General features: G+C 54.5%; 14 protein-coding genes. 4 read left to right on the top strand and 10 right to left on the bottom strand.

Annotated features, from left to right (window positions below; genetic code table 11):
• The first annotated feature begins 198 nt into the window (after nucleotides 1-198).
• On the top strand, nucleotides 199-3,075 hold the full coding sequence (gcvP, locus tag ACN0UH_RS04985) for an aminomethyl-transferring glycine dehydrogenase (RefSeq protein WP_417661006.1): 2,877 nt from the start codon (nucleotides 199-201) through the stop codon (nucleotides 3,073-3,075).
• Between the two features lie 51 nt (nucleotides 3,076-3,126).
• On the opposite strand, the gene ACN0UH_RS04990 is transcribed toward gcvP, so the two are convergent.
• From ACN0UH_RS04990 to ACN0UH_RS05000, 3 genes are all read right to left on the bottom strand, one after another.
• Nucleotides 3,127-3,576 (bottom strand): NfeD family protein, encoded by a 450-nt coding sequence (locus ACN0UH_RS04990; protein WP_417661007.1) that lies wholly within the window; start codon nucleotides 3,574-3,576, stop codon nucleotides 3,127-3,129.
• Nucleotides 3,576-4,499, bottom strand: coding sequence for an SPFH domain-containing protein (locus ACN0UH_RS04995; RefSeq protein ID WP_417661008.1), 924 nt, complete (start codon nucleotides 4,497-4,499; stop codon nucleotides 3,576-3,578). The genes ACN0UH_RS04990 and ACN0UH_RS04995 overlap by 1 nt, the downstream gene beginning before the upstream one ends.
• A gap of 161 nt (nucleotides 4,500-4,660) precedes the next feature.
• Nucleotides 4,661-6,445 (bottom strand): GspE/PulE family protein, encoded by a 1,785-nt coding sequence (locus tag ACN0UH_RS05000; protein WP_417661009.1) that lies wholly within the window; start codon nucleotides 6,443-6,445, stop codon nucleotides 4,661-4,663.
• A gap of 427 nt (nucleotides 6,446-6,872) precedes the next feature.
• Here ACN0UH_RS05000 and ACN0UH_RS05005 point away from each other — a divergent pair, with 427 nt between their 5' ends.
• Together ACN0UH_RS05005 and ACN0UH_RS05010 are read left to right on the top strand one after the other, a co-directional pair.
• Nucleotides 6,873-7,370: a hypothetical protein gene (locus tag ACN0UH_RS05005; RefSeq protein ID WP_417661010.1), complete on the top strand. Its 498-nt coding sequence runs from the start codon at nucleotides 6,873-6,875 to the stop codon at nucleotides 7,368-7,370.
• Nucleotides 7,371-7,508: 138 nt separating this feature from the next.
• Entirely contained in the window at nucleotides 7,509-7,745 is a 237-nt protein-coding gene (locus ACN0UH_RS05010; RefSeq protein ID WP_417661011.1) for a hypothetical protein, read from the top strand.
• 297 nt (nucleotides 7,746-8,042) lie between these two features.
• On the opposite strand, the gene ACN0UH_RS05015 is transcribed toward ACN0UH_RS05010, so the two are convergent.
• From ACN0UH_RS05015 to wrbA, 4 genes are all read right to left on the bottom strand, one after another.
• Complete coding sequence (locus ACN0UH_RS05015) at nucleotides 8,043-8,906, bottom strand: hypothetical protein (RefSeq protein WP_417661012.1); 864 nt, start codon at nucleotides 8,904-8,906, stop codon at nucleotides 8,043-8,045.
• Nucleotides 8,907-9,124: 218 nt separating this feature from the next.
• Nucleotides 9,125-9,391, bottom strand: coding sequence for a hypothetical protein (locus tag ACN0UH_RS05020; RefSeq protein ID WP_417661013.1), 267 nt, complete (start codon nucleotides 9,389-9,391; stop codon nucleotides 9,125-9,127).
• Nucleotides 9,392-9,562: 171 nt separating this feature from the next.
• The gene (locus tag ACN0UH_RS05025) at nucleotides 9,563-10,765 is read right to left on the bottom strand and encodes a CynX/NimT family MFS transporter (protein ID WP_417661014.1); all 1,203 of its coding nucleotides are present in this window, start codon (nucleotides 10,763-10,765) and stop codon (nucleotides 9,563-9,565) included.
• Nucleotides 10,765-11,391, bottom strand: coding sequence for an NAD(P)H:quinone oxidoreductase (gene wrbA, locus ACN0UH_RS05030; RefSeq protein ID WP_417661015.1), 627 nt, complete (start codon nucleotides 11,389-11,391; stop codon nucleotides 10,765-10,767). The genes ACN0UH_RS05025 and wrbA overlap by 1 nt, the downstream gene beginning before the upstream one ends.
• Before the next feature lie 101 nt (nucleotides 11,392-11,492).
• Between wrbA and ACN0UH_RS05035 the strand changes: the two genes are divergently transcribed.
• Nucleotides 11,493-12,422 carry a LysR family transcriptional regulator gene (locus ACN0UH_RS05035; RefSeq protein ID WP_417661016.1) on the top strand — a complete coding sequence of 310 codons (930 nt, stop codon included), beginning with the start codon at nucleotides 11,493-11,495 and terminating at the stop codon, nucleotides 12,420-12,422.
• Nucleotides 12,423-12,864: 442 nt separating this feature from the next.
• Here the strand turns inward: ACN0UH_RS05035 and ACN0UH_RS05040 are convergent, their stop codons facing one another.
• From ACN0UH_RS05040 to ACN0UH_RS05050, 3 genes are all read right to left on the bottom strand, one after another.
• Nucleotides 12,865-13,290, bottom strand: a complete 426-nt coding sequence (locus tag ACN0UH_RS05040) for a RidA family protein (protein ID WP_417661017.1) — start codon at nucleotides 13,288-13,290, stop codon at nucleotides 12,865-12,867.
• Between the two features lie 89 nt (nucleotides 13,291-13,379).
• Nucleotides 13,380-13,826 carry a redox-sensitive transcriptional activator SoxR gene (soxR, locus tag ACN0UH_RS05045; RefSeq protein WP_417661018.1) on the bottom strand — a complete coding sequence of 149 codons (447 nt, stop codon included), beginning with the start codon at nucleotides 13,824-13,826 and terminating at the stop codon, nucleotides 13,380-13,382.
• A gap of 411 nt (nucleotides 13,827-14,237) precedes the next feature.
• The gene (locus ACN0UH_RS05050) at nucleotides 14,238-15,017 is read right to left on the bottom strand and encodes a class I SAM-dependent methyltransferase (protein WP_417661019.1); all 780 of its coding nucleotides are present in this window, start codon (nucleotides 15,015-15,017) and stop codon (nucleotides 14,238-14,240) included.
• Between the last annotated feature and the right edge of the window lie 122 nt (nucleotides 15,018-15,139).

The following is a 15,139-nucleotide window of genomic DNA, read 5'->3' on the forward strand; positions in this document are numbered from 1 at the left end:
CCTGGCTCACTTCGGGCCGGGACTGTTGCTGCGCACTGTAAAATGCGCAGCAACAGCTACGCAGGTTTAAAACCTTCGTGCAGATAGTTGAGAGTTTTCTAAGCTAATAAGGCCTCGTATTGCAGCGGATGAATACCCGGTTGGGTGATTCAAACGTGCGCAATGGCGAGGCCTTGTCATTTCTAGAGGCTCTCAACCATGTCTGCAACGCCGTCATTGTCGCAACTCAAGCAGCCGGATGCATTTCTACGACGCCATATTGGTCCTGATGCCGCCGAGCAACAGGCCATGCTGGCTGCGCTACAAGTACCTAGCCGAGCCGCGTTGATCGAGCAGACCGTACCTCCATCTATCCGCTTGAATCGCCCGTTGGCGTTGCCCGCTGCGCTTGATGAACAAGCGGCGTTGGCCAAGCTGCGCGGTTATGCCGAGCAGAATCAGCTGTGGACCAGCCTGATCGGCATGGGGTATCACAGCACCATTACGCCGACGGTGATCGTGCGCAATGTGCTGGAGAACCCTGGCTGGTACACCGCCTATACCCCATATCAGCCGGAAATTGCCCAAGGTCGTCTCGAAGCGCTGCTTAACTTTCAGCAGTTGACTATCGATCTTACCGGGCTCGAGCTGGCCAGTGCCTCGCTGCTCGATGAGGCCACTGCTGCGGCCGAGGCCATGGCGCTGGCCAAACGGGTCGCCAAGTCGAAGAGCAATCTGTTTTTCGTGGATCACAACTGTCATCCGCAAACTATTTCGGTGGTACAGACCCGTGCCGCCGGCTTTGGCTTTGAGCTGCTGATTGCTGACGTCGCCAGCCTCGGCGAGCACTCAGTATTTGGCGCGCTGCTGCAATATCCGGACACCCACGGTGATATCCGCGATCTGCAGCCAGTGATTGCCCAGCTACATGCGCAGCAGGCGCTGGCCTGTGTCGCGGCGGACCTGATGAGTTTGCTGTTACTGACGCCGCCCGGTGAAATGGGGGCAGATGTGGTGCTCGGCTCCGCCCAGCGCTTTGGTGTGCCGATGGGTTACGGCGGGCCGCATGCCGCGTTCTTTGCCACGCGTGATGCCTTCAAGCGGGCGCTGCCGGGGCGCATCATTGGCGTGTCGAAAGACTCGCGCGGCAATATGGCGTTGCGCATGGCATTGCAAACACGCGAGCAACATATTCGCCGTGAGAAAGCCAACTCAAACATCTGCACCGCGCAGGTGTTGCTGGCCAATATCGCCAGTTTTTATGCGGTATATCATGGCCCGCAAGGGCTTAAAGCCATTGCTCAGCGGATTCACCGGCTAACTGCAATTCTGGCTGCTGGCCTGAAAAGTAAAGGTGTTGAGCGTGATAACCAACACTTTTTCGACACCCTGACTCTGGAAGTCGGCGGTAGCCAGACGGCGATTATTGAGTCAGCGAAAGCGGCAGAGATCAATCTGCGCATTCTGGGCCGAGGCAAGCTTGGCGTCAGCCTTGATGAAAGCTGTGATGAACACACTGTCGAGCGTTTATTTGCAGTGTTCCTGGGCGCTGATCATGGCTTGAGTGTTGATGAGCTTGATGCAGGCGAGGTCGAAGAGGGTATTCCGAGCAACCTGCAGCGCAGCTCCAGCTACCTGACGCACCCGGTGTTCAATACCCACCACAGCGAAACCGAGATGCTGCGCTATATCAAGCAGCTTGAGAATAAAGACCTGGCGCTAAACCAAGCAATGATCCCGCTGGGCTCGTGCACCATGAAGCTAAACGCCACCAGCGAGATGCTGCCGATCACCTGGCCCGAGTTTGCCAACCTGCACCCATTCGCACCGCTCGATCAGGCCCATGGCTATGCCTTGATGATCAATGAGCTGGAGGAGTGGCTGCGGGCGATTACCGGTTTTGATGCGATCTGCATGCAACCCAACTCCGGGGCGCAGGGCGAATACGCAGGCCTATTGGCGATCAGCAAATATCACCAGAGTCGCGGCGATACGCAGCGTAATATCTGTCTGATTCCGGCTTCGGCGCATGGCACCAACCCCGCATCAGCGCAGATGGCCAGCATGCGCGTAGTGATTGTCGAGTGTGACGCCGAAGGCAACGTCGACCTTGCAGACCTCAAGCTCAAAGCGGTCGAGGCGGGTGAACGGCTGGCGTGTTTGATGGCGACCTATCCTTCAACCCACGGCGTATATGAGGAGGGGATCGTTGAGATCTGCGAGGTGATCCACGCCAATGGCGGTCAAGTTTATATGGACGGCGCCAACCTTAATGCTCAGGTTGGCTTGGCGCGTCCGGCAGACATCGGCGCCGATGTGTCGCATATGAACCTGCACAAAACCTTTTGCATTCCCCATGGCGGCGGTGGCCCCGGCATGGGGCCAATTGGTGTGCGGGCGCATTTGGCGCCGTTTGTGGCCAATCATCCGGTGATCGAACTGAAAGGCCCTAATCCTGAAAATACCGCGGTAAGCGCGGCACCTTGGGGCAGTGCGAGTATTTTACCGATCAGTTGGATGTACATCGCCATGATGGGCCCGCAACTGGCCGACGCCACTGAAGTGGCGATACTCAGCGCTAATTACTTGGCGCATAACCTCAAGGATGCATTCCCGATACTGTTCAGTGGCCGCAACGGCCGCGTCGCCCATGAATGCATTATTGATTTACGCCCGCTCAAGACGCAGACCGGCGTCAGCGAGGAAGATGTCGCCAAGCGCCTGATCGATTATGGGTTTCACGCGCCAACCATGTCGTTTCCGGTGCCCGGTACGCTGATGATCGAACCCACTGAGAGTGAGTCAAAGCATGAACTGGATCGTTTTATCGAGGCCATGCTGTGCATCCGTGCGGAAATCGCCAAGGTGCAAAATGGCGATTGGCCAGAAGATGACAATCCGCTGGGGCGAGCACCCCATACGCTGGCGGACATGGTTGGGATCTGGGAGCGACCTTACAGTATTGCCCAGGCAGTGACTCCAAGCGAGCATACGCGCCAGTATAAATACTGGCCGACGGTTAACCGCGTAGACAACGTATATGGCGACCGAAATCTGTTCTGCGCCTGTGTGCCGCTGGACGCCTATCGCGATTAGTGTGCAAGCCTGTAGCGCCGTGGTTGGCGCTACAGTTATTCAACGTGGCGGCTATTGGTAGGGCTCAACCAAGAGCATCACACCGTTTTGGCCGGTGACCCGCACCGTGCTGCCGACTGGCAGATCAGGGCCGCTGACCAGCCACAAGGTATCACCGGTTTTGATCTTGCCGCGCCCGCTGCTGATAGCTTCATGCAGGGTAAATTGGCGGCCAAGTAACTCGCTGCCACGGTCGTTCAGACCGGGTTGGTCAGAGGCTTTCCCGGCGTTGCGTTGGCGTTTCCACCATAGAACTGCACTCAGCACTGAGAGCACCGCGAACAAGACAAATTGCAATGCCCACGGCAGCTCAGGAATCACATAGGTGATGATGCCGACACCGGCAGCCGCAACGCCGATCCACAACAAGTAGCCACCGGCACCGAAGACTTCAAGAATCAACAGCAAGGTGCCAAGCGCCAACCAATCCCAGAACGTCAGGTGTTGTAGAAAATTGAGCATTACTGAGCCTGCTTGTCGCCGAAAGTTGCTTTGATAATTTCGCCAATACCGCCGACAGAGCCGATGATCTGGCTGGCTTCAAGTGGCATCAACACCACTTTGCTGTTGTCGGCGCTGGCCAGCTTGCCTAAGGCATCAACGTATTTTTGCGCAACGAAATAATTGATCGCCTGCACATTACCGTTAGCGATTGCCTCGGAAACCATGCGCGTTGCCTCGGCCTCTGCTGCTGCGGCTCGCTCACGGGCCTCCGCTTCGAGGAAGGCGGCTTGGCGTTCGCCTTCGGCCTCAAGGATTTGCGCTTGTTTCTTGCCTTCAGCGGTCAGAATTGCAGCGGAACGCGAACCCTCGGCCTCAAGGATTTGTGCGCGTTTCAAACGCTCGGCCTTCATTTGGCTGGCCATGGCGTTGACCAGGTCGGCGGGCGGGGTGATGTCCTTGATTTCAATACGGGTGATCTTGATGCCCCACGGCGCGGTGGCTTCATCAACGGTGCGCAGCAGGCGCTCGTTGATGGCATCACGCTGGCTGAGCATTGCATCGAGTTCCAGCGAGCCCAGCACGGTACGGATGTTGGTCATCACCAGATTGCGGATGGCGTGATCGAGGTTGTTGACCTCATATGCGGCCTGCGCGGCATTGATCACCTGGGAGAAACACACCGCATCAATCTGTACGATGGCGTTGTCGGCGCTGATCACTTCCTGCGGTGGAATATCGAGCACGGTTTCCATCACGCTGAGCTTGCGGCCAATGCGATCAACCAGCGGCACAATGATGTTCAGCCCCGGTTTAAGGGTGTTGGTGTAGCGCCCGAAACGCTCAACTGTCCATTGTGAACCTTGGGGTACAACCTTGAAGCCCATGAATACGACGGCAATCGCGAGGCCGACGAAGAGAAAGATGACGCTGCCGATTTCCATACGCTTAATCCTAAATGTGTGCAGGCGTTGTTAGCCAACCATCTAAACACGGCTGATTTTTTAATGTCGCCAAGCAGCTCTCAGCAGAGTCATCTCAGTAAAATAAAACTTTAAGGTTTCAGCTTTATAGCGCTGCCTTATTGTTGTTGAGATGCGTTGCGTTAGCGTTGCTCACTTTGCGGTGTTACCCGCAGTACTTCTTCAATCGTAGTCAGTCCGGCGGCCACTTTTTGCGCGCCAGATAAACGCAGGCTACGCATGCCTTCCTTGAAGGCCTGACGGCGCAGAGTGACAAGGTCTGTTTCGGCACTGAGCAGCGACTTCATACCGTCATTGAGCAGCATGATTTCGTAAACCCCGGCCCGGCCGCGATAACCAGTATCGCGACACTCCAGGCAACCAACGGCTGCATGCGCGCCAGTTGGCAGCGGTGCATTCCAGGGTTTGGTCAGGCTTTGCCAGTCACTTTCATCAAGCGTCTGCGGGGTTTTGCAGTGTGGGCAAAGCGTACGCACCAAGCGTTGCGCCATAACCCCGAGCAATGTTGCCTTGAGCAAGTAATGCGGTACGCCTAATTCAAGCAAGCGGGTGATCGCGCTGGGTGCATCGTTGGTATGCAGTGTGGACAGAACCAAGTGCCCGGTAAGCGCCGCTTGAATCGCCATTTCAGCGGTTTCAAGGTCACGAATCTCGCCGACCATAATGATGTCGGGGTCCTGACGCATCAATGAGCGCACACCGCTGGCGAACGTCAGATCAATGTTGCTTTGCACCTGCATTTGATTGAAGGCCGGCTCGATCATTTCGATTGGGTCTTCAATGGTGCAGACGTTTACTTCATCGGTGGCCAACTGCTTGAGGGTTGTGTATAGCGTGGTGGTTTTACCCGAACCGGTCGGGCCGGTGACCAGAATAATACCGTTGGGTTGGCCGGTCATGCCGGTCCAGCGCTTTAGATCGTCTGCCGAAAAACCCAGTTGGTCGAAGCTTTTTAGCAAAACTTCCGGGTCGAAAATCCGCATTACCAGCTTTTCACCGAATGCGGTCGGCATGGTCGACAGACGCAGTTCGACTTCGCCGCCATCCGGGGTTTTGGTCTTGATCCGGCCGTCCTGGGGTTTGCGCTTTTCGGCAACGTTCATCCGCCCCAAACTTTTCAAGCGGCTGACAACCGCCATCGTTACCTGCGGAGGGAATTGGTAAACCGTGTGCAGCACGCCGTCGATACGAAAGCGCACGCTGCCCTGCTCGCGGCGTGGCTCAATGTGGATATCACTGGCGCGCTGTTGATAAGCGTACTGAAACAGCCAATCGACGATATTGACGATGTGCGCATCGTTGGCGTCGGGCTCCTGGTCTTGCGCACCAAGGTTGAGCAGTTGCTCGAAGTTACCGGTGCCGCTGACTTTCATGTCCACCGCAGTGGCGCCGGTAACCGACTTGGCCAGTCGATAGAACTCGACGGTGAAGCGCTGGATATCGACCGGATTGGCCACGACACGCTTGATGGGACGCTTGAGTACATGGCGCAAGTCATCTTCCCAGCTGCGCATCAGCGGCTGAGCGCTGGCGATTGTGACCGCTTCCTGATTCACCGCTACCGCGAGAATTTTGTGCCGCTGGGCGAAGGCGTAAGACATTAGCGGTGTGATCGCGGCGACATCAATTTTCAGCGGATCAATGCGCATATACGGCTGGTTGGCATATTCCGCCAGCCATGTTGTCAGGCTTTCCAGGTCAAGCTTTTTGCCCGGACGCGCTAAGTCGTCGAGCTGTTGCGCGGCGAGGAATTCAAGCGGGTGTTGTTGGTTCTTGACTGCACTGCGCCGGATCGCCAGACACTGTTCGGCGTTGTCCTGATCAACCCGGCCTTGCGTAACCAGCTCACGCAGCAGGTCGCCGAGATCAAGAACGCGGTCGGGTGTGGACGAAGTCATTACGGACATGGATTTTCCTGCAGTCATTTCATGATGCACCTAGCTTGAAGCCAAGTGGCGAGCTTGTCAGCTAGCCGCTACTGATTCTGTAGAGTAGTCGGCTGCGCGAACCTGTGCTGTTGGCGTGGCTCAGGCACTGTGTGTAGAACTGTCGCCTAGAATGCTCGAAAGCGCGTTGCTCAACAACATTGCTTGAGCAATGCAGGTTAAAGGTTCAGTAATCGTTATTGGGGTATTTATGAACCGTGCTGCGCAGGCATATGTGAGTTGGCCAGTGAGCAAGATTTGGCGAGCAGTGAAGGGCGAGCGGCAAATGCTTAAGCCCTGAAATAAATCTGCGCCCTCTGGCCGCCGAACTCTGCTCAGACTGTTTACAATGTGCCTTCGATTATCCCGGGCCATGAATATGGCTGCACCGAACTAGGAATTCTCCGCTATGGCCTCGCCAGATAAACAGCAAAAACGCGCCCAGCGGGCCAAAGCAAAAGCCAAGCAAAACCGTTCGGGCAAGGCTAAGCCGAATGTCATACATCCGGTGCTGGCCAATCCGCTGATCGACGAGCCGTTCGATGATGTTGAGATCGACCTGAGCACCTTCGACTTCAAAGACATCGAAGAAAACGGCTTCGACCCCGCGCATTTCAACGACCTGTTTGAAGCGATGAAATATGGCGAAGGCATCAGCTTGCTCGCGATGTGCCTGGTATTTTTGCAATACCCAGTGTTGGAGCTGGTGATCGCCGAGGAAGCGCAAGACTCAGCCACCGACTTCATGATGGGACTGCTGATCACCTATCGTGGGATCTTCCACGATGAAGACGAAGACACGGCAGTTGAATGGATCGGTGGCGACGCCTTTCAGGTGGCCTACGATGAAGCATCAATCATCCTGCAAAAGAAAAATGCCCGCAGCCCTTCAGGCGCTCGTACTTAAAAGTGGGGAGTTTGACTTGGCTGTCTGCTTTCGGCCGATTCTGTTGAAAAAGTCGGCGTTCGTATTCAGTTTCTTCTAGCAAAACGAGCCGTCAGAGTTTGGGGCATCATAACAACCTTAGAAAACTGAAACTCGAAGATGAATCATGAACTTTGGCAGGAGCCTGATGGTTGTCAGACCTTTTGTCTAGCTGGTGCTCACGGTGATAGTGCGCGTGCGCTTATGCATTCAGAAGCAAAACTTATTTGGGAGGTCGAGGCTGAAAGTCATTTCGAGGCGATGACTAAGTATTATGCGTACATGCAGTGGGGCAAATACCTGACTGACTTTCCTGAACAAGACAAAACACTCTACAGAAAACTGGGCTGGGAATGATTAATCCATGGTCAGATATCTGCCTGCGCTGACATACGTCAAACACAGCTCAACGCGTCGGAAAAATTAGGGGGCAATAGGGGCAGCTCACGATTATGAAACTCTTGGGCGACTCCAGTTGGTCACGACTGGCAGAGAGCGGCCAAGAGCGGTCATCTAGTGACTACGGCACCAAGGACAACTCACACTTCGCCACGCCATTTAACGTCGCGTTTGCGGCCAATTTGTAGCGCAGTGAAAAATTAATCCGACAACAGCGCCTTGTTAAAAGTTATTACGCTAACTCTTGAAGCCAACCTAATACCATCGCCCTTTTGCTTTGAAACTAACTTTTCCGGTTTTTGGATCTATTTTCATTTCTATTTCTTCTGGCGGCTTAATGAATACCTGAGGAAACCCCCATTGAATAGGCGTTTGGACGATGTCGCCAACCCCATTCGTGATTGCTACTCGCATTCCGCTCCTGCTTTTCATAACCTTTACGAAGTTCCCATCACTATTAACCTCATTAGGAATCAGCCTATCTTCTGGCAATGCACCAAGGAATTCAATGTAGAGAATAAAACTGCTCTTCTTTACGGGGTCACCTTCCAGATATTCCATCGCATTACTCAGATGGATTTGATTGCAAAAGTATGTGTAATTAACACACCAAAATGACTCTTCTTTGTTGTCTTTTAAAGGAACATTAAACTTAATAACGGGCAATGACTTCGAGGGAGCTACTCCACGACTGGATACTTCATCACCAAATAAAGAGGACACGACCGTAGCTTTAGCTTTTTCAAAGATTACGCAAACTGGAGCATTTATTTTCGGCTCATACTTTGCTAATTCGTTAAACTCATTGCTTAAAAATATACTTCTCTCTTTATCAAAAATGATATCACCTTGATTGACACACCCACGAAACATAAAGCCATTTTTCAGACCTAGCTCTAAAAAGAAATTAATGGACCCTATGAAATTATTAACAGAAGCCACATTATCGATATCATAGGAAACCAAAAGTATTGAGTCAGAAACAATTTCAGATATCTCAAAATTGTTGCTAGGCCCTTCGTAGTCCTCAGGCACTCCAAAAAAAACCTTATTTCTTGCAACATCGACGAATTCTGAATATTTATTATAAATCTCTTCGATTCCCAATTTTTCGACCATCGCCGAAAAGCCCAGGACATCTAAGAAGCATATCAGTCTGTTCTTGTAATGATTCAAATTTCACCTTTCATGAGCTTGGTCACCCTGGTGCTTTTAACGCCGCGTTGAGGTGCGAGCAACGCTGCCACCAAACCCAAACCATTGCACCCTAAACACGAAACCCAACCATGAACTGAAAATGCCAAGCGTTGGGAATCACTCTTAAATACCTTTTATACCTAATTTTCGATGATATCGAAGACACGCTGAGCACAAGTTATCGGCGAATTCATGATATCGGGACCCGAAATTCTAATACTGCGTATTCCTATAGCTTCTAGCTTGTCATCTATTGCTTTATCTTTAGCTATGGCTTTTTCAGAAGAATGATGAGCTACAGAATCAACAAAAATCGCCACACGCTGTTCAGCAAAGTAAAAATCAGCCTCTGTGATTGTTTTGCTCAAAGCTTTAGTTCTAATACCACCTTCCCACATTGCTTGCAAAGTTAGAAAAATAGTTCCGTCTGTTAGGATGTGGGTCTGAATAAAAACCGGGAACAGACCTCGATTATGAGGTTTTTACTGCCGAATACCTCAGCTAGAACGCGAGTGTCCTACTCATTGTGCGCCGCAAAAATAGTGTCGTTGCTGAGGGGGCGGAAGCTACCGTATGCATTACAGCGACGCACTTCGCGGCGTACGGCCCAGCGTCATGGCGACAGTGGCGGCTGTAAGTGCCGCGCAGGCAACTAAGAATGCGGCCGAATTCCAGCCATACGCCTGTATTGCGCTGCCGATAGCAATGGGGCCTATGATCTGACCAAGGTTGTTGCCTTGAATAATCAGACCAAGGACTACCGGCACAAGACCTGCTACCGGCGCTGCAATCGGGGCAGCAGATAGAACCGTTGCGGGAATCAGCCCACCCACAGCCGAGAAGACGACACAGAGAATGAAGGTGGCCGTATCCGGCAACACCGGCAGGAAGATACCGAGGCTGGTGATACCCATTGTCAGACTTGCGCCGACCAGAAGGGCAGACCGTTTTACTCCACGCGACAGTAGAACGCCCGCAGCAAGATTGCCGAGGATATTCGCTGCTGTCGCGAGTGCGCTCAATAAACCGGCGCTCCTGTGCGTAACATCCATGCGCTCCATGAGAAGCACGGGCAGAAAACTAAACAGGGCGAAAAACATCAGGCTATAGAGTGCGAACATAGCGGCGAGCACTACTGGCTCACGGGCTTTGAAGACATCAATTGCGTGCTGACTCAAATTTAGCCATGACCAAGCCTGCCGCTCGCCGGTAAGGGGGATGACAACAGGCACCAAGAGCCAAACTACCAAGGCTATCCCGCAACTTGTCCACCAAACCGTGCGCCAACTATCGAATAGAGGCCCTGCGAGCATGGCGATTGCCATACCCGCAGGTATAAAGCAGCTCCAGAGGGCGAAGGCGAAATCGCGATCGGAGCGCTTGGTAACCTGAGCAAGGATAGATGGAGCCGCAACTGTAATCAGAAGGAAGCCTGCGCCCTCAACGACTCTCGATAGCAAGAGCGCTGGCAAGGGTGTGGCTACAGCACCATACGCCGCACCAATGGTTGTGGTAAGCAGGCCCAAGCTCAGAATGCGCCGGCTACCTAAACTCCCGACCAGGGCGCCGGTTGGTATGCCGCCGATCAGTCCCAGAACAGCGAAAACCCCTGTCAGCCAACCAATGCCTGCAAGGCCAATTCCCAGATCCGTTTGCAGCATGGGAGCCGCGATGACCGCTTTTCCCACCTGGAGCGCTGCCACGATGCCGGCGCTGACGATCAGATATACGCTGGCCCAGTCCGTCGAGATGGGTTCTGAGGTGTGCGCGGGGTCAACCATTACGCCGCCTCTTGTTTTCGCCCGGCAGCCAGTGCAAGGGCAATCTTGGCGACATGCCGCCCTTGAAAACGGGCACCATCCAACTCGTTGTCACTTGGTTGGCGATCGCCGCCTTCACCGTCGTCGGCCAGGGTCGAGGCTCCATAGGGCGTACCGCCAGTAATTTTGTCCATTCGCAGCTGACCTTTGAAGCTGTAAGGTAGGCCAACCACGAGCATGCCGAGGTGAAGTAGTACGGTGTGCGTGGACTGGATGGTGGTTTCCTGGCCGCCATGCTGGCTGCCTGTCGAGGCGAAGACGCTACCCACTTTGCCAACGAGCTTGTCCTCGGACCAGAGTCTGCCGGTTTGATCGAGAAAGTTCTTCATTTGTGAGGCCATGTTGCCGTATCGGGTCGGCGTGCCGATGATGATCGCGTCATAGTCGGCCAGTTCGGCAGTGGTGGCGACCGGAGCTTTTTGGCCCATCTTGTAACCCGATTTTTTGGCAGCTATTTCAGGCACGAGTTCGGGAACACGTTTTACCTCTACAGCCGCGCCCGCGAGGCGTGCGCCCTCTGCGACTGCCGCCGCCATGGTTTCGATGTGGCCATAGGATGAGTAATAGAGCACCAATAACTTGATCATTTTTTGCCTCACTAGGTTTTTCTAAGTGGGCTAAGCGTGCTCTATTTAACTGTTCTCTATAAGTGATATAAATTGCATCAAGTCGATCATTTGGAGTGATCATGTTAGATGCGCTTACCCTCGATCAAATGCGCACGTTCGTCACCGTTGTTGACAGTGGCAGTTTCCGCGCGGCTGCAAGTAAGCTGTATCGCGTGCAGTCTGGGGTGAGCGTCGCCATTGGCAATCTGGAGGCGCAACTCGGCGTATTGCTGTTCGACCGTTCCGGGCATCGGCCAGTGCTGACGCCCGAAGGAAGAGTGCTGCTCAGCAACGCGCGGGACATTCTGCTGCGCGTCGATGCGCTGCGGGCGAAGGCGCGCGGGCTTGGCGAGGGCCTGGAGTTAGAACTACCAATCTGCGTCGACACACTCTTTCCGATCCAGCAGGTGGGCTTGGCGATCACCCGGGTGCGGGCGACTTACCCTTCGGTCACATTTCGAGTTGCGATTGAGCCTCTCGGCGGCCCGTTGCTTGCCCTCAAAGAAAAGCGCTGCACCCTTGCTATCATGGTCGGCGAAGATTTTCGCGATCCGCGCATCACCTTCGAGGCCTTGTGTTCAGTTGCACAAGTTGCGGTGGTTGCCGCTGAGCATCCGCTGGCGAGGCAGGATATCAGCCACAATATTGGCGTTATGGACCTTGCCGATCATCTGCAAGTTGTCCTATCCGATCCCTCTGAGGTTTCAAAAGGTCGCGATTTCGGTGTCCTCTCGCCACAAACCTGCCGCGTGAGTACCCAGGATGCTAAGCATGGGCTGATCCTTGCTGGCGTCGGTTGGGGGCGGCTTCCGCTTTGGTTGGTTGCGCGCGACCTGAGTGAAGGCCGACTTGTTCGGCTGGAGACTAGTTCGTTGGGGCGCAAGGGTGAAATCGTGTCGGAGGCCTATCTGGCTCACCGCCTCGACGAGCCAATGGGGCCTGCCGCCCGTAAACTAGCCGAAGTCCTGGCAGAACTCAGCTCGGGCAGTGACCACATTCCAACGACGTAGATCCTCATATGACGGGGTGTTCAGAGTAAGCTCACCTCAGTTTCCGCCCAAGGCAAACGTGTCACCCCGATTAGACGTTCGCGTCATGACCAGATACAAGCAGAGCGCAGGCGCCAACGCAACAGAGGGCCACACCGAGTATCAAGGCGCTGTACCTGGCGTTTGAGCACGCGACCACGGCACGCCTGATGGAACTTGAGCAATGATTGGCGAGGCGATCTACGATCGACACCCTAAAAGCTCAACGAGTCGTGAAACTATTGAACTCCACCGAAATTGCTGATGGTAGATGCCAGCCAACTGCATAACCTGCGTATGCCTTCGAACAAGACCACGGTTTCGCCTGGGCTTGAGCATCGTCGCGGAGGTTGGGCAGGGGTGTGGGCATGAACGAATCATACCCACTAACCGTATCAACGTCGGTTCAGGATGGCATTCCCAGCTATACCGCCGGCAGTGCGGCAATCGCCTCAACCTCCACCAGCATACCGTCCAGCGCCAACCGCGGAACAGCGATCAGTGTGCAGGTAGGCAGGTGCGAGCCCCAGACCTGCTTTGCCTCGGCAGCCCATTCGGCGAGGCGCGACTCGGAGTGATCGACCACCAGTATGGTTAATTTATACACGTCGTTGAGCGTAGCGCCGGCCGCGGCAAGGCCGATCTCTACATTGGCGATTGTTTGCCGGACCTGCTCCGCAAAGCCTGGCGCAAGATGGCCCTCGCGGTCTTGTCCACCCTGGCCGGCGAGGTGCACGATCCGCGCGTTGAGGGACACCTGAGCGACGTGCGAATAGGCGTTGTCCGTCGGGTCGTAAAGGCCGGCAGGGTTGGACAGGGTGAACGCGGGCGATGACATGTCTGAAGGCATAACGGACTCTCCAATTGAATGAAGTCGTATCGTCAGACCTCAACATATGTTGAGGTCAAGCCCGTTTTTGCCGAATCTGTGCCTGCCGCTTAATCACGCTCCAGCAGTCCAGCCCCCGGGCCATGCTCGCCGAACTTGTCGGCCGGGTTTCGTAGCGGACAGTCTTCGAGCGACAGACAACCGCAGCCAATGCAGCCATCCAGCTCGTCGCGAAGACGCGTGAGCATGATGATTCGTTCGTTGAGGTTGTCTCGCCAGTGCGACGAAATATCGCGCCATTGGCCAGCCGCCAGTTTGCTGTTTGACGGGTAAGCATCAAGCGCCTGTTTGATCTCTTTCAGTGAGATGCCTGCGCGCTGCGCGACCTTGATTACGGCGACGTATCTGAGTACGTGCGCCGGAAACTGACGCTGATTTCCGCTGGTGCGGACGCTAGCGATCAGACCTTTCTTTTCGTAAAAGTGCAGCGCTGAAACAGCCACCCCGGCACGCCGCGCAACCTCGCCGACCGAGAGCATTCTCAAGCTTTTGACCATATTTCGCTCCAGCCTACATCCATCAAAATCGTGAAGTCCGCTAGCCTAACAGCCGCACATTGCACTACGCGAGATCGCGCCTGTGCGGCAGCCACGTGCATGGGTTGTACCTGACCCAGGTACCAAAATTTGTGGTAAGACTTGACCACGTCGCCGGGGTCTTCAGCGATGGCTTTGGGTCAACGTTGACGAAAGCGGCAAAGGTGCGCACGGCTGTCGAATCTTGTAGCCAGCTACCGTAATGCCAGCCTGTGTAGTTTCCATGTCGATGCCGCAGTTTGCTGCATGAAATTTAACCAGCCCGCTTCGTGGCCATGATCGGCGGAAAACGGCCAATATCTGCCTTTATCTTAGAGTTTTTAAGCCAGCCGCCCCTCGATGTTCTTCTCATCGTTCGACAGGTACTGATTGTTATCGCTGCGCAACCGCGATCAACGCGGTAGATGGAATGGGCAAGACAGGATTATTGCCTGCCATTTCCCTGACGTGCGCAATTACTGCTGCCTTTTCCGTATCGGTCAGGCTCGTCCAGTCGGGCGACATTCCAAACAGTGTTTCAGGCGTGTCGAGCAACTTCACATCCAACTGATAGGCATGTGTCACGCTCTCGATGACAGGGGCCCGGAATCCGGCGGCGATCAGTTCGCGGGCGAAATCCAATGTGTTGCTCAACGCTTTTACTGCCTCGGGCATCGACATTCCCTCGCGCTCCGGGAAAAGCTTTCGCCTGACATTCCCCAATAAAAGAAACGTCGCCGCCCCCATTTCTTGCCACGTTGCGACAATGCCGTATCCCCCGATGGCAGTGACGCGTTGCATTTCGGCTAGGCCCTTGCGCCAGTCAGGAAACATGATTACACCGAAGATCGAGAACGTCGCGTCGAAGCTTGCATCTGGCAGGTCGAGCGATTGGCCGTCCATGACCCGGGCCTCTATATTGGGAAGTCCTGCGCTCTTCACACAAGCCACCATTGCGGGGGAAAAGTCCGTTGCCAGCACCTGTGCGCCAGTTCGTGCGGCTGCAAATGCAAGGGCCCCGGTGCCAGTCGCGACATCCAGCACGCGGCTTTCCGGCGTTAGCGAGATCCGTGCGAGCGCCGCCTCTGCGAAATGTGCAGTGAAGGGGTGCGCCGTTTTCTGATAGTGCCTTGCTGCAACGTCCCAGTGATCAGGATTCTCAAATTCGCGCATCGCGCAGCCCTCAAAACTCATGTAACTTTATAAGTATCATGAGTTGATGCTTTCTGCCAAGTATCAGAAACAAAGGAGCAAACGATGCGTTACGACAGCCGTCTTTGCGAATGCTACATATC

The sequence above is a fragment of the Pseudomonas sp. genome, assembly GCF_048265905.1.
Taxonomy (GTDB): domain Bacteria; phylum Pseudomonadota; class Gammaproteobacteria; order Pseudomonadales; family Pseudomonadaceae; genus Aquipseudomonas.

Coding starts and splice junctions, on each gene's coding strand:
- gcvP (WP_417661006.1), top strand. CDS start 199: ATGTCTGCAACGCCGTCATTGTCGCAACTCAAGCAGCCGGATGCATTT.
- ACN0UH_RS04990 (WP_417661007.1), bottom strand. CDS start 3,576: ATGCTCAATTTTCTACAACACCTGACGTTCTGGGATTGGTTGGCGCTT.
- ACN0UH_RS04995 (WP_417661008.1), bottom strand. CDS start 4,499: ATGGAAATCGGCAGCGTCATCTTTCTCTTCGTCGGCCTCGCGATTGCC.
- ACN0UH_RS05000 (WP_417661009.1), bottom strand. CDS start 6,445: ATGTCCGTAATGACTTCGTCCACACCCGACCGCGTTCTTGATCTCGGC.
- ACN0UH_RS05005 (WP_417661010.1), top strand. CDS start 6,873: ATGGCCTCGCCAGATAAACAGCAAAAACGCGCCCAGCGGGCCAAAGCA.
- ACN0UH_RS05010 (WP_417661011.1), top strand. CDS start 7,509: ATGAATCATGAACTTTGGCAGGAGCCTGATGGTTGTCAGACCTTTTGT.
- ACN0UH_RS05015 (WP_417661012.1), bottom strand. CDS start 8,906: ATGGTCGAAAAATTGGGAATCGAAGAGATTTATAATAAATATTCAGAA.
- ACN0UH_RS05025 (WP_417661014.1), bottom strand. CDS start 10,765: ATGGTTGACCCCGCGCACACCTCAGAACCCATCTCGACGGACTGGGCC.
- wrbA (WP_417661015.1), bottom strand. CDS start 11,391: ATGATCAAGTTATTGGTGCTCTATTACTCATCCTATGGCCACATCGAA.
- ACN0UH_RS05035 (WP_417661016.1), top strand. CDS start 11,493: ATGTTAGATGCGCTTACCCTCGATCAAATGCGCACGTTCGTCACCGTT.
- ACN0UH_RS05040 (WP_417661017.1), bottom strand. CDS start 13,290: ATGCCTTCAGACATGTCATCGCCCGCGTTCACCCTGTCCAACCCTGCC.
- soxR (WP_417661018.1), bottom strand. CDS start 13,826: ATGGTCAAAAGCTTGAGAATGCTCTCGGTCGGCGAGGTTGCGCGGCGT.
- ACN0UH_RS05050 (WP_417661019.1), bottom strand. CDS start 15,017: ATGCGCGAATTTGAGAATCCTGATCACTGGGACGTTGCAGCAAGGCAC.